This is a genomic window from Mycolicibacterium aromaticivorans JS19b1 = JCM 16368, from assembly GCF_000559085.1.
In the GTDB taxonomy this organism is placed as follows: domain Bacteria; phylum Actinomycetota; class Actinomycetes; order Mycobacteriales; family Mycobacteriaceae; genus Mycobacterium; species Mycobacterium aromaticivorans.
In genome coordinates this window covers 103,686-124,344 of sequence record NZ_JALN02000001.1, presented here as the reverse complement: position 1 = coordinate 124,344, position 20,659 = coordinate 103,686, and the positions used below count along the sequence as shown (strand labels likewise).

Sequence of the window (20,659 nt, the reverse complement as noted above, 5' to 3'; positions counted from 1 at the left end):
GTGAGTGCTGAGTCGCAAGAACACCGGCTCGAATTCTTCGATCAGACGGCCTTCGAGCTGATGCGTGCCACCGGTCGCGGGCAGCTCATGCAAGCCGTGTGGGTGTACGAACATCCCGTCGACATCGAGGGGCTGCGGCGATTCCACCGCAACATCGCCGACTCGCTCGGCGGCAGGCGCATCGAGCGCTCGCCGCTGCCGTTCGGCAGGCCGCGGTGGGTCCAACCCCGCGAGGCGCCATCGGAGATCCAGTTCAACGCGACGCCGCGTCCGCGTGACGAACTCATGGACTGGGCCGACGAGCTCGCGACCCTCCCGATCGACCCCGAACACGGCCCCACGTGGTACCTGGTGGTCCAGCCGCTGACCGACGGCGCCACCGCTGTCAGCATCGTGGCGTCGCATGTGATCGGCGACGGCACCGCCGCCGGGCTGGCCATCTTCGAGGCGGTCACCGGCAATATCCGCGACGGCGGCTATGGCCGCCCCGGCTCGCGGCCCCGGCGCCAGGCGCTGGCCGCCGACGCACGCCAGGCGCTGCGGGACCTGCCCGAGACGCGTCGGGCGCTGGTCATCGGCGCGAAGCTGCTGTGGAGCAAGCGCCGGGATGTGATCCAGTCCCGCAGGAAGCGCGTCGATCAATCCGGCCTGGACGAGATCGTCCACGTGCCCTCGGTGGCCGCGTTCGTCGACCTCGCCGAGTGGGATGCTCGTGCGGAAAGCCTTGGCGGCAACGGGTATTCGTTGCTCGTCGGCGTGACCGCGAAGGTCGCCGAGCGGTTGGGCCGGCGCCGCAAGTCCGACGGCGCGGTGACGCTGGTGATCGCGATCAACCTGCGTGAGAGCCTCGAGGACGACCGTGCACTGGCAATGGCCTTCGCCAACGCCACCGTCGACCCGGAGAAGGTGACCGTCGACCTGACCGAGTCGCGTGCCGTCGTGCGTGAGTCACGGCAGATGGCCAAGGAACAAACCGACCCGGCGATGCAACTCTTCCCGTTGATGCCATGGTTGCCTCAGGTCGCCGTCAAGGGAGTGGCCGAGCTGTTGTTCTCCTACTCCGAGGACCTCCCGGTGTCCTGCTCCAACCTTGGGGACCTGCCTCCGCAGATCGCCCAGGTGGACGGCACAACCGCGGAGAAGATCGTGCTGAGGGCCCTCGACCAGAACGTGACGCGGCGCGAGATCGAACGTTCGCACGGTCAGCTTGTCGTGGTGTCCGCGCGGATCAACGGCAAGGTCGTGATCTCCATCGAGGCCTACGAGATCGGCGGCGAGAACACCAAGCAGCGACTGCGGGGCCTGGTGGGTCAGACACTGACCGAATTCGGGCTGAACGCCGTCGTCGAGTGACTCGCGGGGTCACAGCCCGTGCAGGCCGACCCCGATCAAGATCACACCGACCGCTGCGACGAACATGCCCGCATGCCTGCGGGTGCGGGTGCGGATCCAGTCGTTGAAGCGCTGCACCCACACTCGGGTTTTGGCCGGCGCCACCATGAAGCTGAGCAGCGGGATGACGGCCGCCCAACTGGCCAGCAGCAGGAAGGTGACCAGGGCCGCGGCCTGCTCGGCCGGTGGGGTTTTCGACGCGATGATCAGCGCCAGCAGGGCCATGTAGTCGACGCTCGGCATCGCCAGGGCGGCGCCGATGGACCCGGAGAACCAGGACGACTCACCCTGCACGAACGCGCGCACCCTGGTGCTCAGTCGCTTGAACCGGCCCGGAGCCAGTTCCTTCTCGACCTCCAGGACGGTCTCGTTGGCGCCCCCGGCGGGCACCTCGGCCATCTCCTTGCGGGAGAACTGGCGCAACGGGATCTTCGACATGAGCAGGGCACCGAGCAGCACGGCGACGACGCCGATGCCGATCTGGATGAGGGCCGGGTTGAGATCGGCTTTGCCCAGGAAGCTGTGATGGAAAATGAACAGGACCGTGAAGCCCACGCTGAGGCTCATTGCCAGGCCGGTGCAGAGGAAGACAGCCAGGTGTCGCGCGGGACGTGGTCGGGTCAGCAGCAGTGCGATCAGAGCGATACGTGCGGGCTCGATGCTGACGGCGAGGCCGAGCAGCACCACGGTTGTCCACACAACGCCGAATTCTACCTTGCCGGCATGCGGCGGGCAGAGTGGACGTCACCCCGCGTGGCGGTTGCGGGCGGCCTTCTCCAGAAGGTCGGCTGCCGTCGCGACGCTCTCTGACGGCGTGCTCATTCGCGTGGCGAGCAAACGAGCCCGGTGTGCCATTTCCGGAGCCAGAACGGCTCGCAGGTCGGTTAGTAGCGAACCGCGCGTGGTCGCGGCGAACCGCCGGGTCGCGCCGATGCCGAGCCGTGCGACCTGTTTGCCCCAAAGCGGTTGTTCGGCCGCTACCCACAGCACCAGAGTGGGGACTCCGGCGCGAATGCCGGCCGCGGTGGTGCCGGCGCCGCCGTGATGCACCACCGCGCGGCAGGCCGGGAACACCGCGGCATGGTTCACCGACGGCACGATCGTGACGTGCGGCGCCGTGCCGGTGGTGTCGAAGTCGGAGAACCCGGCGCAGATCAGCGCGCGTTCGCCGAGTTCCTCGCACACGTCGCTGATCAGCCGTACCGCCTCGGCGGGGGAGTCCAGCGGCATGCTGCCGAAGCCGAAGTAGACAGGCGGCGTGCCCGCGGCTATCCAGGAGCTGACCTCGTCGTCGACCTCTGTGGGCATCTGCAGTGTCAGGGATCCGATGAGCGGTCGCCGGTCACCCCACTCACCGGCCAGCCCCGGAAAGAACACCGGGTCGTAGGCCTGGATCTCCAGGGTGTCGGCGGCCACGATCCGGCCGACCGGTCGGGTCCTGGTCGAAGGCAGGCCCAGCGTGCGGCGCTGCCTGGTCTCGGCCGGTTTCAGCAGCTGCCAGTGCATCCACTCGCCCGCCGCGTACGCGGCCCTGGTGATCGGCGCTGGCAGCCGCACGGGCAGCACCTGGGTGTTGGCCCGAACCGGGAAGTAGTGCACCTGGGCCAGCGGAAGCCCGCGAAACTCCGCGACGTTGGCGGCGATCTCCTGGTAAGCCGTTCCGCTGACGACCAGATCGGCGCCCTCGGTCATGCCGAGCAGCGTGTCGGCCATCTCATCCCAGCCGCGGGTGGCGGCGGTACGCGCCTTGCGCAGCGCGTTCAGCGGGTTACCCAGCCGCAGCCAGTCCGCGGGCGCGGCGGCGGTCAGGGCATCGGGCCGCTCGAAGACGTCCCCCTGCAGCTGTTGTTGTGAGTCGGGCCCGTAGGCGGTGGCCGGCAGGCCCGCAGCGCGGGTGAACGCGACGAGGTTCGGGGGCACCGCCAGGTGTACGTCGTGGCCGCGGCGCCGGAGCTCAAGACCTACGGCCGCACAGGGTTCGACATCACCACGGGTTCCGTGGATAGTCACCGCGATTTTCATCGATCACCATTATCGGGCCCGCCGGGTGCGGGCAGGTCATCAGCTGGGTGCGTGGGTGAACCACCGGGTCTTGATCCGCCACGAATGCGCGGCCGTCAAGGCGAAGCCGGCGCCGCAGAAGCAGGCGAAGAACCACACCAGCGTGCCGCCCTCGATCTCCTGGAGCCGGGGTACGTAGGCGGTGACGATGCGGATCGTGCAGGCCAGGATGCCGCTGGCCGAGGACACCAGATAGATGTTGGCGATGCGTCGCGACCGCGGATCCTGACGCAGGACGAGCAGCGCCCGAGCGGAGTAGCCGAGCAGATAGATCAGCATTCCGCACAGCAGCAGCCAGTAGGCCGAGAGCCAGAAGTCGGTGGGCACCGTGAAGAAGTCCGAGCGATATATTTTCGACCCGTTGCCCATCGAAAAGGTTGCCAATAGCAAGGGAATGCACAGCGTCGCCGGCCGCTCGACATATTGCTTGAATGCCGCCTGCGTCGCATTGTCGTCCTGCAGTCGGCCCAGCGCGTTGTAGACGATCGCGGAGGCCGCCACCACGTAGCAGTCGTGGCCGATGTAGTCCTCGAGGTTCCACACTCCGGTCAGCGTGTGCAACAGCTGACCGATGGTTTCAGACGCGAACGGAGACATCAGGAACACCGCCGCACCCTGCAGTGCGATGTTCAAGGTGGCCGCCACTTCCCAGCGGCAGGACCAGGTGAGTCGCCTGATCCACAGGCTCCACACCACGCACGCAACCGTGATCGTGATCAGTGCCCCAAGACCCATGCCTTCGTCGCCTTACGCCCCCGAATAACTTCAGCAAATACTACAGCGGAGGAGCGTCGAGTCGAGGCTTCAATTCTGAGAATTTCACGTTATTACGCGTGGCGGTGGCGGTATTAATTGTCGCCAACGTAAATGGAGAGGATTCGAAATATTCTTGAACTTCTTCGCGACTCATAAGTCCAAACCGCACTTGCAAATCGGGATAACTGAGCCCGAATCGAGAGGCCACCAGGCGCAGTTCTTCGGCGTTCGGGTAGTCGTGCTCCTTCACCCGCCGGTAATAAGTGCTGCTGGAGGTGCCCAGTGCGTCGTAGATGTCTCGGGCCTCGATGTCCCCGTCGAGGAGGTAGTCGAGCAGGGTTTTGAGCTGGCGTCCGTTCTCATCGGTCCTGGGCACGCCTCACAATAACCCGAACTCCCGGTATTGGGTACCGCTGACTACATACGACAAATTGATAACTTAATTGACACCGTCGTCACACTTCTGGGATAGGTCTCCCATTTATGGGACACGACCGCTACGGTGATCCCATGGTTGCTCCTGTGACCTACCCGTCTAGCAATGTGCGGGTAGTCGATGATGAGATTCCCGGCCGGCCTCGACCAGAAGATTTGGTTCGATTGTCGGCGCCCCTGTCCCACGAACTGACCGCCGAACTGGACGGAGCCGTCGAGGCTGCCCTGGTCGGCATCGAGGAAGTGCTGCTGGCCGCTCTCGGCCGGGCGATCGCCAGAACCATTGGGGTCGGTTTCGTGATGGTCAGTGGCTTGACCGCAGTGCAGCCCATTCGGCTGTGCTGCGCCGACGAACGAGGCCTGAACGCCAACGACCTGCTGGCCGAGGTTCGCGACGCGCTGACGCCAGCCCGGCTCAGCACATCGCCGGCCGACGTGGCGTTCTCGTTCCTCGGGCTGCCTCCGGAGCCGTCGCTAGGGCCGCTGCAACTGGCCGACGGTCCGGCGCTGGGCGTGCTCGCCTACCGCTGCGACGGCGAGGTGCAGATGGACTGGTGGTACGACTCGCGCCGGCTGGATCACTGCACGGTCGAGGAATTGGCCAACCAGTTCCGTCTCGGGCTGATCAGTGTGACGTCCGAGGCCACCCCGATATGCGACACCGTCTAACGGCTAGAATTCCTCCAACGGCGCCGATCCGGCCATCACCGGGGAGCCTTCGGAAGAAAGGCCCGCGCCGCGGCGCGGGAACGACCGAGTAGAACCGAACGGGTGGGCCCGTCACAGCCTCTCAAGAGCGACGCACGTCGACGTGCGTAAGCGGGGTGGTACCGCGGCGCTCGCGCACTCCGCGCGTCGTCGTCCCCGTGTCCAGACACCTGGCACAGGAGACGAACGCACCCGTGACCGAGAATGGCTACCCGAAGCCGGCTGGTGGTTCACCGAGCTTCCCGGCCCTCGAACTCGATGTCCTGGACTACTGGGCATCCGACGACACCTTCCGGGCCAGCATCGCCCAGCGCGACGGCGCCGAGGAATACGTCTTCTATGACGGTCCGCCGTTCGCCAACGGCCTACCGCACTACGGCCACCTTCTGACCGGCTACGTCAAAGACATCGTGCCGCGATACCGGACGATGCGCGGATACAAAGTGGAGCGCCGGTTCGGCTGGGACACCCACGGGCTGCCCGCCGAACTCGAGGTGCAGCGTCAGCTCGGCATCACCGACAAAGCCCAGATCGAAGAGATGGGCATCGGGAAGTTCAACGACGCCTGCCGCGCCTCGGTGCTCAAGTACACCAGTGAGTGGCGCGAATACGTCACGCGTCAGGCGCGCTGGGTCGACTTCGACAACGACTACAAGACCCTGGACCTGTCGTTCATGGAGTCTGTCATCTGGGCGTTCAAGCAGTTGTGGGACAAGGGGCTGGCATACGAGGGCGTGCGGGTGCTGCCGTACTGCTGGAACGACGAGACCCCGCTGTCGTCGCACGAGCTGCGCATGGACGACGACGTCTACCAGAGCAGGCAGGACCCGGCGATCACCGTCGGGTTCCGGATCAACCAGGCCGGCTCCGATCTGGACGGCGCCTACCTGCTGATCTGGACCACCACGCCCTGGACGCTGCCGTCGAACCAGGCCGTCGCGGTCAATCCCGACGTCACCTACGTGGTGGTGCAGGTCGACGGCCGGCGTCTGGTGCTCGCTCAGGCCCGGCTCGCCGCCTATGCCCGCGAGCTGGGGGAGGAGCCCGAGGTGCTCGCCACCGTCACCGGTGAACAACTCCTCGGGCTGCACTACCTGCCGCCGTTCCCGTATTTCCTGAACTCCGCCAATGCTTTCCAGGTGCTTCGTGGTGACTTCGTCACCACCGAGGACGGCACCGGGGTGGTGCACATGGCCCCGGCGTACGGCGAGGATGACAAGGCCACCACCGACACCGTCGGCATCGCGCCGGTGACGCCGGTGGACTCCAAGGGCCGCTTCGATGCCAGTGTGCCCGACTATCAGGGCCAGCACGTGTTCGACGCCAACCCGCAGATCATCCGGGATCTCAAGAACGGCACCGGATCCGCCGCGGTCAACGCCCCGGTACTGATCCGCCAGGAAACCTACGACCACTCGTATCCGCACTGCTGGCGCTGCCGCAATCCACTGATCTACCGGGCGGTGTCGTCGTGGTTCGTGAAGGTCACCGAGTTCCGCGACCGGATGGTGGAGCTCAATCAGCAGATCACCTGGTATCCCGAGCACGTCAAGGACGGTCAGTTCGGCAAGTGGCTGTCCGGGGCCAGGGACTGGTCGATCTCGCGAAACCGGTACTGGGGCACCCCGATTCCGGTGTGGGTCTCCGATGACCCGGCGTACCCGCGGATCGACGTCTACGGCAGCCTCGACGAACTCGAGCGTGATTTCGGCGTTCGACCCGACAATCTGCACCGGCCGTACATCGACGAGTTGACCCGGCCCAATCCCGACGACCCGTCCGGCAACTCGACGATGCGCCGCATCGAGGACGTCTTCGATGTGTGGTTCGACTCCGGGTCGATGCCGTACGCGCAGGTGCACTACCCGTTCGAGAACGAGGACTGGTTCCTGGGTGGGGCGGCGGGAGGGGAAGAAGCTCATTTCCCCGGTGACTTCATCGTGGAGTACATCGGGCAGACCCGCGGCTGGTTCTACACCTTGCATGTGCTGGCCACCGCGCTGTTCGACCGGCCTGCCTTCAAAACGTGTGTGTCACATGGGATCGTGCTCGGCAACGACGGCGCGAAGATGAGCAAGTCGCTGCGCAACTACCCCGACGTCAACGAGGTCTTCGACCGCGACGGCTCCGACGCGATGCGCTGGTTCCTGATGGCGTCGCCGATTCTGCGGGGCGGCAACCTGATCGTCACCGAGCAGGGTATCCGCGAAGGTGTCCGCCAGGTGTTGCTCCCGCTGTGGAACGCCTACAGCTTCCTCGCCCTTTACGCGCCGAAAGTCGGTACCTGGCGCACGAATTCGACCCACGTGCTGGATCGCTACATCCTGGCCAAGCTCGCCGAGTTGCGCGACCAGCTGACCGGGTCGATGGACGTCTGCGACATCTCCGGCGCCTGCGAGCAGCTGCGCCAGTTCACCGAAGCGTTGACGAACTGGTATGTGCGCCGGTCGCGTTCGCGCTTCTGGGAAGAGGATCCGGACGCCATCGACACCCTGCACACCGTGCTGGAGGTGACCACCCGGCTGGCGGCCCCGCTGCTGCCGATGGCCACCGAGGTGATCTGGCGGGGTCTGACCGGCGAGCGCTCGGTGCATCTGACCGACTGGCCGCAGGCTGGCGTGGTCCCAGCGGACCCGGCGTTGGTGGCCGCCATGGACCAGGTGCGCGACGTCTGCTCGACGGCGTCCTCGCTGCGCAAGGCCAAGAAGCTCCGCGTGCGGCTTCCGCTACCGAAACTGACTGTTGCCGTGGATAATCCGCAGAGTCTCGAACCGTTCGCGGACCTGATCGCCGACGAGCTGAACGTCAAGGCCGTCGAGCTCACCGACGACGTGCCCGCCTACGGCCGGTTCGAGCTCGCGGTCAATGCGCGGGCTGCAGGCCCGCGCATCGGCAAGGACGTCCAGGCGGCGATCAAGGCCGTCAAGGCGGGCGACTATGTGCTCAACGCCGACGGGACGCTCACCGCCGGCCCGGCCGTGCTGCTTCCGGAGGAGTTCACGGCCAAGCTGGTGGCCGCCGATCCGGAATGGACGGCGGCGCTGCCCGACGGTGCCGGCCTGGTGGTGCTCGACGGCACCCTCACCCCGGAGTTGGAGGCCGAAGGCTGGGCCAAGGACCGCATCCGTGAACTGCAGGATCTGCGCAAGTCCAGCGGTCTGGACGTCAGTGACCGCATTCGGGTGGTCATGTCGGTGCCCGCCGAACGGGCGGATTGGGCTGCGGCGCACACCGATCTGATCGCCGGCGAGATCCTCGCGACGAGTTTCGACTTCGGTGAGCCGGATGGTGCCGTGGAGATCGGCGACGGGGTGCTGGTCGCGATCAGCAAGGCCTGACGCACCCAGCCAATAGCATCGACGCGTGGAGCGCTGGGTCTTACATTTCGACATGGATGCGTTCTTCGCGTCCGTCGAACAGCTGACCCGCCCGACCCTGCGTGGCCGCCCCGTCCTGGTCGGCGGGCTCGGCGGCCGCGGTGTGGTGGCCGGCGCCAGTTATGAGGCGCGGGTGTTCGGCGCCCGCTCGGCGATGCCGATGCACCAGGCGCGGCGGATGGTCGGCGCCGCAGCGGTGGTGCTGCCGCCGCGAGGCGTGGTCTACGGGGTGGCCAGTCGGCGGGTGCTTGACACGGTGCGTGCCATGGTGCCCGTCCTCGAGCAGCTGTCGTTCGACGAGGCGTTCGGTGAGCCGATCGAACTGGCTGGGGCCAGCGCCGCGGACGTCGAGGAGTTCGCCGTACTGCTGCGCCGCCGGGTCCGCGAAGAGACCGGCCTGGTGGCCTCGGTCGGGGCCGGGTCGGGCAAGCAGATCGCCAAGATCGCCTCGGACCTGGCCAAGCCCGACGGGTTTCGCGTGGTCCGCCGCGACGAGGAGCGCACCCTGCTCGACGGCTTGCCGGTACGCCGGTTGTGGGGGATCGGCCCGGTCGCCGAGGATAAGCTGCACCGGCTCGGCATCGACACGATCGGCCAGCTGGCCGCGCTGACCGACGCCGAGGCCGCCAGCATCCTCGGTGCCACCGTCGGTCCCGCGTTGCACCGCCTGGCCCGCGGCATCGACGACCGCCCGGTGGCCGAACGCGCCGAGGCCAAGCAGATCAGCGCCGAGTCGACCTTCCCCGCCGACCTCACCACCATCGAGCAGCTGCGTGACGCCATCGGCCCGATCGCCGAGCACGCCCACCAGCGACTGCAGCGAGACGGTCGCGGCGCCCGCACGGTCACGGTCAAGCTCAAGCGGTCCGACATGAGCACCCTCACCCGCTCGGCAACGCTGCCGTACGCCACCGGCAACGTCGGCACGCTGACCGCCACCGCCTACCGGCTACTCCTCGATCCCCGGGACATCGGCCCCATCCGCCTTCTGGGCGTTGGCTTTTCGGGCCTGTCCGACGTCCGCCAGGAGTCGCTGTTCCCCGATCTCGAGCAGGTGGAGGCCGAGGTCGCCGAGGCGCCGGACACCCAGGCGCCGATGCCGGTGGCAATGCCGGAAGCCGGAGGCTGGCGCATCGGTGACGACGTCGGTCATCGGGACCTCGGCCACGGCTGGGTACAGGGCGCCGGCCACGGCGTGGTCAGCGTTCGCTTCGAAACGCGCGGCAGCGGGCCCGGGGTGATGCGGACGTTCGCCATCGACGAACCGGACCTGGTCAAAGCCAACCCGGTCGACAGCCTGGACTGGGCGGAGTACGTCAGCGGTCTGGAAAGCCGCGCCTCAGCCCCAGCGGGCGATGACGTCGACCACGGGTAGCCCCGCGCTCAACCCGGCCATCATCAGCACCCGGGCCTGACTGCTGCGCACGTGCGGAACCAGCACAGCTCCGGCGCGGACCAGGTCGTGGCCCGGCCCGTAGGCCGCCGCCGTCGGCCCCCCGGGCACCCGGGTGGTGACCGCCACGGCAACGCCGCGGGCGCAGGCCCGGCGCACCGCCTCGATGATCGGGGCTCCGGCGTTGCCTGCCCCCATCGCCTCGATCACCAGACCAGCGGCGCCCGCGTCGACGAACGCGTCGATCGCGGTGCCGTCGGCGCCGGGATAGGCAGCCACGATGTCGACCCGTGCCGCCCCGGCTACCGGGCCGAGGTAGGCCCGCCGCGCATCGCCGGTCCACTCGACTGTCCCCTCGCGGACCCGGCCCACCGGCGCGGCGCCCCCGAACAGATCTGGGCCGCCCACCTTGGTGGTGCCCAGCGCCGGGCGCACCCATCCGGCGAAGCAGATCAGCACGCCCCGGCCACGGGCGCGCGGGCCGGCCGCCACCGCGAGGGCGTCGCGCAGGTTGGCCGGTCCGTCGGCGTCGGGGGCGTCAGCCGACCGGGCGGCGCCGGTGACGACCACCGGCGCGTCACCGGCGTAGGTCAGCTCCAGCCATAAGGCGGTCTCTTCCATCGAATCGGTGCCGTGCGTGACGACGACGCCGTCGGCCCCGGTGGCGGCCGCGGTGACGGCGTCGGAAATCCGCACCCACTCGGCCGGCGTCAGCTGCGAGCTGTCCAGGGTGAACAGGTCGATCACCTGCGCATCGTGCCCGGCGACCAGCTCGGCGCCACCGTGCACCGGTCGCAGGACGCCCTCGTCGTCCGCGCTGGTGGCGATCGTCCCGCCGGTGGTAACGACGACGAGTCGGGGCATGCCCAACAGACTAGGGAATGATGGGGGAGTGACCGACGAATCCAAGGACAGCGCCAAGACACCACGTCGGCTGCGGCTGCTGCTGTCGGTGGCGGGTGTGGTGCTGGCGCTCGACGTGATCACCAAGGTGCTGGCCGTGCGGTGGCTGACGCCGGGCCAGCCGGTGTCGATCATCGGCGACACCGTCACCTGGACGCTGGTGCGCAACTCGGGCGCGGCCTTCTCGATGGCCACCGGTTACACCTGGGTGTTGACGCTGGTCGCCACCGGTGTGGTGATCGGGATCTTCTGGATGGGCCGGCGTCTGGTGTCGCCGTGGTGGGCGGTTGGCCTCGGAATGATCCTGGGCGGCGCGCTGGGGAACCTGGTCGACCGGTTCTTCCGCTCGCCCGGCCCGCTGCGCGGGCACGTCGTCGACTTCCTCTCCATCGGCTGGTGGCCGGTGTTCAACGTGGCCGATCCGGCGGTGGTCGGCGGGGCCATCCTGCTGGTAGGGCTCTCGCTGTTCGGCTACGACTTCGACACCGCGGGTCGCCGCACGTCCGAGCCGGCCGCCAGCGACGACAAGGCCGAGACGGCCTGATGGCCGAACGGTCCATGCCGGTCCCCGAGGGGCTGGCCGGCATGCGCGTCGACGCGGGCCTGGCCCGGCTGCTGGGGCTGTCCCGGACCGCTGCCGCGGCGATCGCCGAAGACGGCGGCGTCGAGCTCGACGGCGCACGGGCGGGCAAGTCCGACCGTCTCGAGGCCGGTGCGTGGCTGCACGTGCAGATCCCGGAGGAAGCGCCGCCGCCGGAGAACACGCCCGAAGTGATCGAGGGCATGACGATCCTGTACTCCGACGCCGACATCGTCGCCATAGACAAACCGCCGGGGGTGGCTGCCCACGCCACCGTCGGCTGGCACGGACCCACCGTGCTGGGCGGTCTCGCCGCGGCCGGATTCCGGATCAGCACGTCGGGCATCCACGAGCGGCAGGGCATCGTGCATCGGCTCGACGTCGGCACCTCGGGTGTCATGGTGGTCGCGCTGTCCGAGCGGGCCTACACGCTGCTCAAGCGGGCTTTCAAGCAGCGCACCGTCGACAAGCGCTATCACGCTGTGGTGCAGGGCCATCCGGATCCGTCGAGCGGAACAATCGACGCACCGATCGGCAGGCATCGCGGCCACGACTGGAAGTTCGCCGTCACCGAGACCGGGCGGCACAGCGTCACCCACTACGACACCGTCGAAATGTTCCGGGCCGCAAGTCTTCTCGATATCCATCTGGAAACCGGTCGCACGCACCAGATCCGGGTGCACTTCGCCGCGCTGCACCACCCCTGCGCCGGTGATCTGACCTACGGCGCCGACCCGGTGCTGGCCAAGCGGCTCGGCCTGGAACGGCAGTGGCTGCACGCCCGTTCCCTGGCGTTCGCCCATCCCGCCGACGGCAGGCACTTCGAGGTCACCGCGCCCTACCCGGCCGACCTGCAGCACGCATTGGATGTGCTGCGCGGCGAATCGTGACGGTCCCCAAACAGGACACCAAGACCGGCGGTCTGCTCTACGGCATCGGTGCCTACGGGTCCTGGGGCCTGTTCCCGGCGTTCTTCCCGCTGCTGAAACCGGCTGGGGCGCTGGAGGTTCTGGCGCACCGGGTGGTCTGGACGCTGGTTCTGATGGCCGGTGTGGTGGTCGCCATGCGCAAGCTGTCCCACCTGCGGTCCATCACCGGACGTACCTGGCTGCTGTTGCTGTGTGCCTCGGCGCTGGTGTCGGCCAACTGGGTCATCTTCATCTTCGCGGTCAGCAACGGCCACGTCGTCGACGCCGCGCTCGGTTACTTCATCAATCCGCTGATCAGCGTTCTGCTCGGGGTGCTGATCTTCCGGGAACGGCTCAACCGGGCTCAGGTGGTGGCCGTGCTGATCGCGCTGGCCGCGGTGATCCTGCTCGGCGTCGAGGTCGGTGGGCCGCCGATCATCGCGCTCGGGCTGGCCTCGACGTTCGGTCTCTACGGTGTGGTCAAGAAGGTGGTTCCCACCGATCCGCGGGTCAGCGTGGGTGTGGAGGCCGCGATCGCCGCGCCATTCGCCATCGCGTACATCGTCGTGCTGCAGCTCAGTGGGCACGGCCAGTTCGCCAGCAACGGGCCGGGTCACCTGGCGCTGATGGTCCTGTCCGGGCCGATCACCGCGATCCCGCTGCTGCTGTTCGCCGCCGCCGCCCAGCGCCTGCCGCTGGTCACCCTCGGACTGCTCATGTACCTGAATCCGGCTATGCAGATGACGTGGGGCGTGCTGGTGGCGCACGAGCCGATGCCGCCGGCCCGCTGGGCCGGTTTCGCGCTGATCTGGCTGGCGCTGCTGGTGTTCAGCGGCGACGCGCTGCGGCGCGCCCGTCAGACGCCCGCGACGCCGAGCTGACGGCGCAGCGCGCTGTACTCGGAGTCCAGTTGGGTGCGTAGCCGGTCGACGGCGGCGCGTTTGTTGGCCCGGATGGCGCGTGAGTCGGCCAGCGACTCCAGAACCCGGTCGACGATGCCGGCGCCGGTCACCTCGTCGGTGCGGATCAGTGAAGCGGCGTCGTCGATGGACAATGCGAAATCGCGGCACTTCGGTTGGTACTCAAGGGAAACCACCGGGGTATCGGACAGTGCGGCCAAGATGCCGGCGTGCAGCCGGCACACGATGGCCGCCGAGCACCGGGCGAACTCCCGTGCGCCCGCCTCGGCGTCGGGTGGTAGCAGGATGTCGGTGGACACGTCCCGGAGCGCCACCTCCAGCCACGTGCGGTCGTCGGGATTCATCAGAATGCCGACAAACCGATGGCCCCGGCTCGCCAGTTCTCGCACCGCGATCGCGACCTGCTCAGCGACCCCGGCGGGGTCATGTCCCCACATGTCGTCGCCGTAGCCGAGGCTGACCCCGATCAGGCCGTCCTCGACCGGCACTTCGGGCCGCGGCAGGATCAGTGCCGGGTCGCCGGTCACCTGCGCCGCCACACCGATCTCGGCCAGCAGTTCCACACTGCGGGGCCCGCGCACGGATACGGAGTCGAAATCGGCCAGGATCGGCTTCCACTTGGTGAGCTCGTCGTTGCCCGACCCGCTGCCGCGACCGGCATAGCCCGGGTCCTGCACCCCGACGCCGATCGCGTACTTGCCGTCGTTCTTGGTCACCGCGAGGCCCGCCCTGGCCAGCAGGCGGAAGTAGCGGACTCCGACCAGCGTCCCGCCGCCCATCACCAGCGTGCTGGGGGTACGAGCCCGGTGCAGGGCGGCGCCGAGCGGGAAGACGAATTCGTGCGCCAGCCGCGGAATGTCGTTGAACGTGACCCCGGGCAGCTGGGATTTGACCGCGTCGTAGATCGCGTCGTCGCCGAGATTGTCCTTGTCGTGGAAGCCCAGATAGGCGACCGTCGCATCTTGGCTCACGCGAACCGACCCTATACTCATCCGATGCCGAGCGCCGCGGTCGACACCGGGAGCAGGCGTGGCTTCTTCATCACGTTCACCGCACTGCTGCTGTTCTGGGCGGCAGTGCTTGTGACGCTTGCGATCACGGTGGTCCCCGACGGCTATTGGTATTCGTACTTCGCCATCGACTACTCGGTGGGTTTCATCCGGCGCGGACTTGCCGGCGAGATGCTGGACCTGTTCGGCGCCGCGCACTACTTCGGCGGCCTGGCGGTGCTGCGCTGGATTCCGACGGTGGCCTTCGTTCTCGGTCTCGCAGGGGTGGCCTGGTCGGTCGCCGTCAGGTCCGGACGGTCGCAGCGACGGCGGCTGACCGCCCTGCTGATCCCTGTGTTGCCGTTCGGGTTCGCGTTCGCGCTGTTCTCGGCGCGTACCGATCTGCTGGGCGGCGCCGCGCTGGCCCTGTTCGCGGTCCTGCTGACCAGGGTCGCCACCCGCGCGACCGTAATGGCCAGTGCTGTCTTTGGTTTGACGCTTGCCGTGTTGACGTTGATCCACGAGGCGACGCCGTTCCTGTTCGGGCTCGGCGTGCTGTCGGCGCTGACGGTGCTGGCGCGGCATTTGGACGCCAAGGCGTTCTGGACCAGCGTCGTGGCCGCGCTCGGGCCGCCCGTGTTGGTCGCCCTGGCGTTGGCCGCATTCGGCAGGCAGAAGGTGTCCCCGCAGTTGTGTCAGCTGGTGCAGCACGGGCCCATGAACCATCCACTGGCCGGCAAACCGACCATCGGCCAGCTGCTGAGTGGCTTCCACTATTACGTCGACTACCACGACTGGTTCTGCCGGGCCTTCCTGCCGTTGTTCGACATGACCTTCGGTGAAGGCGTGCGCTTCGTCGGCAGCATCGGTGTGGTGGCGCTGGCCGGATCGACGGTCTACGGGCTGGCCACGCTGCTCATCGGCATGCTGGCGATCAGCCATGTCGCAGGTGTTCCGGTACGGCGGTTCACCGCGATCCTTCGGGGCAGGCCGCTGGCCATGCTCGTCGGGATCGTGATGATTTTGCCGGTGTTCGCGACCGGGGTGGACTGGGTCCGGTGGTGGGTGATCATCGCCTTCGACCTCGGGGTGGTCTTCTTGCTGTACACCCGCAACCAGCCCGAAATCGATGAACCGCCGACCCGCCGCACTCTGATCGTGTTCGCTGTCGGTGCGATCCTGCTGGCAGTGATCCCGATCGGGATCATCCCAGGATTCGGTGCGCCCGTTCCCATGTAAGCCAATGACATTCAGATCGAGGAGCGCATGACCGACAAGTCCCCCCGCAACCGGCGGATCATGATCGCCGTGGTGGCGGCGCTGGCGGCGGCGGCGATCGTGGTGCCCGTCCTCGGGGTGCTGCTCACCCCGGGTGTCCTGACCAAGCAGCAGGACGCCGTCGGTATGACGACCACCACCACCACGCCGCCGCCGCTGACCATCAAGCCGCTGTCGCTGCGGCCGGTGACCGGGGGGCCGTTCGTCATCCGGCCCGGGGACTGCGACCCGCCGCCACCGACGCCGCCCGAGGCGCCGCTGCGCATCTGCGACATCGTCAAGTCCGCGGTGTACGAGCTGGGCCCGCAGGCGTTGACGGTTCAGCTCACCGATGTCGACTCGTTCCTGAACCCGCTGACCGCCAAGCAGATGGTGCAGGTCACGATGACTCCGGAATCAGCGCGGGCGTTCGGCGATTTCACCGCGTCGCATATCGATCAGCAGGTCGCGTTCGTACGGTCCAACCTGGTGGTGTGGGCGCCGAAGATCACCGAGCGGATTGACGGCGAGGTGTTGCAGCTTTCCGGTGACGTGACCGAGGAACAGGCCCGCGAGATAGCCCGCATGCTCAAAGACGAGGCCTAGAGGCGGCTGTACTCCAGCAGGATTGCCGCGCCCACACCGGCGACGAGCACCAGCACGACCGCGGTGGCGCCGGGGATCAAGTAGCGCGAGAGCGGCGTCTGCCCGGCCAGCAGCGCGGCGCGGACCCGTTGGTAGCGCCGCCGGACCAGGACCAGGCCGGCGAGCGCGGCTGCCGTGGTGAGCATGATGCCCGGCCACAGCGCAAACCGTTCGACCACGCTCCAGCGCACCAGCAGGGCACCAATCGCCAACAACCCGATGGTTGTGCGCTGCCACGCCAGCGCCGTGCGCTCGGCCACCGCTGTGACGTCCGGGTTCTCGGTCACCGGCCGAACTCGGCGAGGTAGACCAGCACCGCTGCGGCCACGATGATGATCGCCGCCCCGGAGACGATGATCCGGGGCAGCGGATCGGTCGGCAGAGGGCGCTTCTCCCGCATGGCCCGCTCGGCGCGATCCCACCGGACATAGGCGCCCGCGGTGACCACCAGCGACAGCACGAGCAGCAGCCCCGTGATCACGATCCGGAACGGGCGCGGTCCGAAATCGTGGACCAGGCTGGCCAGCGCCACCGCTCCGGCCAGCAGCGCCAGACCCGTCCGCAACCAGGCCAGGAAGGTCCGCTCGTTGGCCAGGGTGAAGCGGTAGTCGGGGTCGCTGCCCACACTGCGCAGCGGGGGCTTGGACGCGAACATAGGGTTCTGCCTATCAGGAGTCATGGGCCGGCGCGAAGCGAATCGACACGAGCCGCCAGACACGTACGCGACACGCCGAACGCTGTCGGTCCGCGGCCCTAGACTGACGGGCCTATGGGTACTGGAACTTCAGCCGGCTCTTTTGTGCACCTGCACAACCACACCGAGTACTCAATGCTCGACGGTGCGGCGAAGATCACGCCCATGCTCGCCGAGGCGCAACGTCTCGAGATGCCCGCCATCGGCATGACCGACCACGGAAACATGTTCGGGGCCAGCGAGTTCTACAACGCGGCCACCAAGGTCGGCATCAAGCCGATCATCGGCGTCGAGGCCTACATTGCGCCCGCCTCTCGATTCGATACCCGCCGCATCCTGTGGGGCGATCCCGGCCAGAAGAGTGACGACGTGTCGGGTAGCGGCTCCTACACGCACATGACGATGGTCGCCGAGAACGCCACCGGCCTGCGCAATCTGTTCAAGCTGTCGACGCTCGCCTCGTTCGAGGGTCAGCTCGGCAAGTGGTCCCGGATGGATGCCGAGATCATCGCCGAGCACGCGGCGGGGATCATCGCCACCACCGGCTGCCCGTCGGGTGAGGTGCAGACCCGGCTGCGGCTGGGCCACGAGAAGGAGGCGCTGGAGGCCGCCGCCAAGTGGCGGGAGATCTTCGGGCCGGAGAACTACTTCCTGGAGCTGATGGACCACGGGCTCTCGATCGAGCGCCGGGTCCGCGAGGGCCTGCTGGACGTCGGACGCAAGCTCGGTATTCCGGCCTTGGCGACCAACGACTGCCACTACGTCACCCGCGACGCGTCGCACAACCACGAAGCGCTGCTGTGCATCCAGACCGGCAAGACGCTGTCGGACCCCAACCGGTTCAAGTTCGACGGCGACGGTTACTTCCTGAAGTCGGCGGCGGAGATGCGCGCGCTGTGGGACGCGGAGGTTCCCGAGGCCTGCGATTCGACGCTACTGATCGCCGAGCGGGTGCAGTCCTACGCCGACGTGTGGGCCCCCACCGACCGGATGCCGATCTTCCCGGTGCCGGACGGCCATGACCAGGGCAGCTGGTTGCGTCACGAGGTCGCGGCCGGTCTGCGGCGGCGTTTTCCGGACGCGGTGCCGCCGGAGTACACCGAGCGGGCCGGCTACGAGATCGACGTCATCTGTGGCAAGGGTTTCCCGTCGTACTTCCTGATCGTGGCCGACCTGATCAACTACGCGAAGTCGATCGACATCCGGGTCGGGCCGGGCCGTGGTTCGGCGGCCGGGTCGCTGGTGGCCTACGCGCTGGGCATCACCAATATCGACCCGATCCCGCACGGGCTGCTGTTCGAGCGGTTCCTGAACCCGGAGCGCCCGTCGGCACCCGATATCGATATCGACTTCGACGATCGTCGCCGCGGTGAGATGGTTCGCTACGCCGCCGAGAAGTGGGGCAGTGACCGGGTCGCCCAGGTCATCACGTTCGGCACCATCAAAACCAAGGCGGCGCTGAAGGATTCGGCCCGTGTCCACTACGGCCAGCCGGGCTTCGCGATCGCCGACCGCATCACCAAGGCGCTGCCGCCGCCGATCATGGCCAAGGACATCTCGGTGGCGGGGATCACCGACCCGAACCACGAGCGGTACAAGGAGGCCGCCGAGGTCCGGGCCTTGATCGACACCGATCCCGACGTGCGCACCATCTACGAGACCGCGCGTGGCCTGGAGGGTCTGGTCCGCAACGCCGGTGTGCACGCGTGCGCGGTGATCATGAGCTCGCAGCCTCTGATCGAGGCGATCCCGCTGTGGAAGCGGCCACAGGACGGCGCGATCATCACCGGCTGGGACTACCCGTCGTGTGAGGCCATCGGCCTGCTGAAGATGGACTTCCTCGGCCTGCGGAACCTGACGATCATCGGCGACTGCATTGAGAACATCAAAGCCAACCGCGGTATCGACGTGGATTTGGAATCGCTTCCGCTGGACGATCCCAAGGCCTACGAACTGTTGGGCAAGGGCGACACCCTGGGCGTGTTCCAGCTCGACGGTGGGCCGATGCGGGACCTGCTTCGGCGCATGCAGCCCACCGAGTTCAACGACATCGTCGCCGTGCTGGCCCTGTATCGCCCCGGCCCGATGGGCATGAACGCCCACAACGACTACGCCGACCGCAAGAACAACCGGCAGGCGATCAAGCCGATCCACCCGGAGCTCGAAGAACCGCTCAAGGAGATCCTCTCCGAGACGTACGGTCTGATCGTCTACCAAGAACAGATCATGTTCATCGCGCAGAAGGTCGCCTCCTACTCGATGGGTAAGGCCGATGCGCTCCGGAAAGCCATGGGCAAGAAGAAGCTCGAGGTGCTCGAGGCGGAGTATCAGGGCTTCAAGGAGGGGATGACCGCCAACGGGTTCTCCGAGAAGGCGGTGAAAGCGCTGTGGGACACCATCCTTCCGTTCGCCGGGTACGCGTTCAACAAATCGCACGCTGCCGGCTACGGACTGGTCTCCTACTGGACTGCCTACCTCAAGGCCAATTTCCCGGCCGAGTACATGGCCGGGCTGCTCACCTCCGTCGGTGACGACAAGGACAAGGCGGCGGTCTACCTCGCCGACTGCCGCCGGCTGGGCATCACGGTCCTGCCGCCCGACGTCAACGAGTCGGTGCAGAACTTCGCCTCGGTGGAGGACGACATCCGGTTCGGGCTCGGCGCGATCCGCAACGTCGGCGCCAACGTTGTCAGTTCGCTGATCGCGACCAGGACCGCCAAGGGCAAGTTCACCGACTTCTCCGACTATCTGAACAAGATCGACATCGCGGCCTGCAACAAGAAGGTCACCGAATCCCTGATCAAGGCAGGGGCTTTCGATTCGCTGAAGCATCCGCGCAAGGGCTTGTTCCTGGTGCACACCGATGCCGTCGACTCGGTGCTGGGCACCAAGAAGGCGGAAGCGATCGGACAGTTCGACCTGTTCGGCGGGGGAGACGGTGACGGTGCCGACAGCGGCGACTCCGCGTTCACCATCCGCGTGCCCGACGAGGAGTGGGACGACAAGCACAAACTGGCCCTCGAGCGGGAGATGCTCGGACTGTACGTTTCCGGGCATCCGCTCAACGGGGTGGCGCACCTGTTGAATGCCCAGGTCGACACTCAGATCCCGGCCATCCTCGGCGGGGATGTCGCCAACGACACGCAGGTTCGGGTCGGCGGCATTCTGGCCGGTGTCAACCGGCGGGTCAACAAGAACGGAATGCCTTGGGCCTCAGCGCAGTTGGAGGATCTCACCGGCGGTATCGAAGTGATGTTCTTCCCGCAGACCTACTCGCTGTTCGGCGCCGAGATCGCCGACGACGCGGTGGTGCTCGTCGGCGGCAAGGTACGCATCCAGGACGACCGCATCTCGTTGATCGCCAACGAGCTTGTGGTACCGGACTTCTCGGGCGCACAGGCGAACCGGCCCCTTGCGGTGAGCCTGCCCACCAGGCAGTGCACGATGGACAAGGTGAGCGCACTCAAGCAGGTGCTGGCTCGCCATCCGGGTACCGCGCAGGTGCACCTGCGGTTGATCAGCGGCGACCGGATCACCACGCTGGAACTCGACCAGTCGCTGCGGGTGACGCCGTCGTCGGCGCTGATGGGTGACCTCAAGGCGCTGCTGGGGCCGGGCTGCCTCGGGGGCTAGGTCCACCG

General features: G+C 67.4%; 18 protein-coding genes. 10 read left to right on the top strand and 8 right to left on the bottom strand.

What is annotated here, in order from left to right; all coding sequences use genetic code 11:
- The gene (locus Y900_RS00610) at positions 1 to 1,353 is read left to right on the top strand and encodes a hypothetical protein (RefSeq protein WP_036337796.1); all 1,353 of its coding nucleotides are present in this window, start codon (positions 1 to 3) and stop codon (positions 1,351 to 1,353) included.
- Positions 1,354 to 1,362: 9 nt separating this feature from the next.
- On the opposite strand, the gene Y900_RS00605 is transcribed toward Y900_RS00610, so the two are convergent.
- From Y900_RS00605 to Y900_RS00590, 4 genes are read right to left on the bottom strand one after another with little or no spacing between them, the layout of a single operon-like run.
- On the bottom strand, positions 1,363 to 2,091 hold the full coding sequence (locus Y900_RS00605; protein WP_036337794.1) for a GAP family protein: 729 nt from the start codon (positions 2,089 to 2,091) through the stop codon (positions 1,363 to 1,365).
- A 45-nt stretch (positions 2,092 to 2,136) separates the two neighbouring features.
- The gene (locus Y900_RS00600) at positions 2,137 to 3,414 is read right to left on the bottom strand and encodes a glycosyltransferase (protein ID WP_036337790.1); all 1,278 of its coding nucleotides are present in this window, start codon (positions 3,412 to 3,414) and stop codon (positions 2,137 to 2,139) included.
- Between the two features lie 39 nt (positions 3,415 to 3,453).
- Positions 3,454 to 4,188, bottom strand: coding sequence for a hypothetical protein (locus tag Y900_RS00595; protein ID WP_036337789.1), 735 nt, complete (start codon positions 4,186 to 4,188; stop codon positions 3,454 to 3,456).
- 40 nt (positions 4,189 to 4,228) lie between these two features.
- On the bottom strand, positions 4,229 to 4,585 hold the full coding sequence (locus Y900_RS00590) for a hypothetical protein (protein ID WP_036337787.1): 357 nt from the start codon (positions 4,583 to 4,585) through the stop codon (positions 4,229 to 4,231).
- Positions 4,586 to 4,719: 134 nt separating this feature from the next.
- Between Y900_RS00590 and Y900_RS00585 the strand changes: the two genes are divergently transcribed.
- The 3 genes from Y900_RS00585 (at position 4,720) to Y900_RS00575 (ending at position 10,104) form a co-directional block, all read left to right on the top strand.
- Positions 4,720 to 5,313, top strand: coding sequence for a hypothetical protein (locus Y900_RS00585; RefSeq protein ID WP_036345434.1), 594 nt, complete (start codon positions 4,720 to 4,722; stop codon positions 5,311 to 5,313).
- 233 nt (positions 5,314 to 5,546) lie between these two features.
- Positions 5,547 to 8,690, top strand: a complete 3,144-nt coding sequence (ileS, locus tag Y900_RS00580) for an isoleucine--tRNA ligase (RefSeq protein WP_036345431.1) — start codon at positions 5,547 to 5,549, stop codon at positions 8,688 to 8,690.
- A 52-nt stretch (positions 8,691 to 8,742) separates the two neighbouring features.
- Positions 8,743 to 10,104, top strand: coding sequence for a DNA polymerase IV (locus Y900_RS00575; protein ID WP_036337785.1), 1,362 nt, complete (start codon positions 8,743 to 8,745; stop codon positions 10,102 to 10,104).
- On the opposite strand, the gene Y900_RS00570 is transcribed toward Y900_RS00575, so the two are convergent.
- Complete coding sequence (locus tag Y900_RS00570) at positions 10,069 to 10,986, bottom strand: asparaginase (protein WP_036337782.1); 918 nt, start codon at positions 10,984 to 10,986, stop codon at positions 10,069 to 10,071. The genes Y900_RS00575 and Y900_RS00570 overlap by 36 nt on opposite strands.
- Between Y900_RS00570 and lspA the strand changes: the two genes are divergently transcribed.
- The 3 genes from lspA to rarD are packed head-to-tail and all read left to right on the top strand — an operon-like array spanning position 10,985 to position 13,394.
- Entirely contained in the window at positions 10,985 to 11,569 is a 585-nt protein-coding gene (gene lspA, locus Y900_RS00565; protein ID WP_051659800.1) for a signal peptidase II, read from the top strand. The two genes, Y900_RS00570 and lspA, sit on opposite strands and share 2 nt — an antisense overlap.
- Positions 11,569 to 12,495: an RluA family pseudouridine synthase gene (locus tag Y900_RS00560; RefSeq protein ID WP_036337778.1), complete on the top strand. Its 927-nt coding sequence runs from the start codon at positions 11,569 to 11,571 to the stop codon at positions 12,493 to 12,495. The genes lspA and Y900_RS00560 overlap by 1 nt, the downstream gene beginning before the upstream one ends.
- Positions 12,492 to 13,394 carry an EamA family transporter RarD gene (gene rarD, locus Y900_RS00555; protein ID WP_036337776.1) on the top strand — a complete coding sequence of 301 codons (903 nt, stop codon included), beginning with the start codon at positions 12,492 to 12,494 and terminating at the stop codon, positions 13,392 to 13,394. The genes Y900_RS00560 and rarD overlap by 4 nt, the downstream gene beginning before the upstream one ends.
- On the opposite strand, the gene Y900_RS00550 is transcribed toward rarD, so the two are convergent.
- A complete protein-coding gene (locus tag Y900_RS00550) occupies positions 13,370 to 14,404 on the bottom strand; it encodes a polysaccharide pyruvyl transferase family protein (protein ID WP_109750992.1) in 1,035 nt (344 codons plus the stop codon). The genes rarD and Y900_RS00550 overlap by 25 nt on opposite strands.
- Positions 14,405 to 14,428: 24 nt before the next feature.
- On the opposite strand from Y900_RS00550, the gene Y900_RS00545 reads away from it, so the two are divergent.
- Positions 14,429 to 15,661, top strand: a complete 1,233-nt coding sequence (locus tag Y900_RS00545; protein ID WP_036337772.1) for an Rv1490 family membrane protein — start codon at positions 14,429 to 14,431, stop codon at positions 15,659 to 15,661.
- Positions 15,662 to 15,688: 27 nt separating this feature from the next.
- Complete coding sequence (locus tag Y900_RS00540; protein WP_036337770.1) at positions 15,689 to 16,285, top strand: SecDF P1 head subdomain-containing protein; 597 nt, start codon at positions 15,689 to 15,691, stop codon at positions 16,283 to 16,285.
- Here the strand turns inward: Y900_RS00540 and Y900_RS00535 are convergent.
- Positions 16,282 to 16,611, bottom strand: coding sequence for a DUF202 domain-containing protein (locus Y900_RS00535; protein WP_036337768.1), 330 nt, complete (start codon positions 16,609 to 16,611; stop codon positions 16,282 to 16,284). The genes Y900_RS00540 and Y900_RS00535 overlap by 4 nt on opposite strands.
- Positions 16,608 to 16,979: a YidH family protein gene (locus tag Y900_RS00530; RefSeq protein WP_036337766.1), complete on the bottom strand. Its 372-nt coding sequence runs from the start codon at positions 16,977 to 16,979 to the stop codon at positions 16,608 to 16,610. The genes Y900_RS00535 and Y900_RS00530 overlap by 4 nt, the downstream gene beginning before the upstream one ends.
- A gap of 114 nt (positions 16,980 to 17,093) precedes the next feature.
- Between Y900_RS00530 and dnaE the strand changes: the two genes are divergently transcribed.
- A complete protein-coding gene (gene dnaE, locus Y900_RS00525; RefSeq protein ID WP_036337764.1) occupies positions 17,094 to 20,651 on the top strand; it encodes a DNA polymerase III subunit alpha in 3,558 nt (1,185 codons plus the stop codon).
- The last annotated feature ends 8 nt before the right edge of the window (positions 20,652 to 20,659 follow it).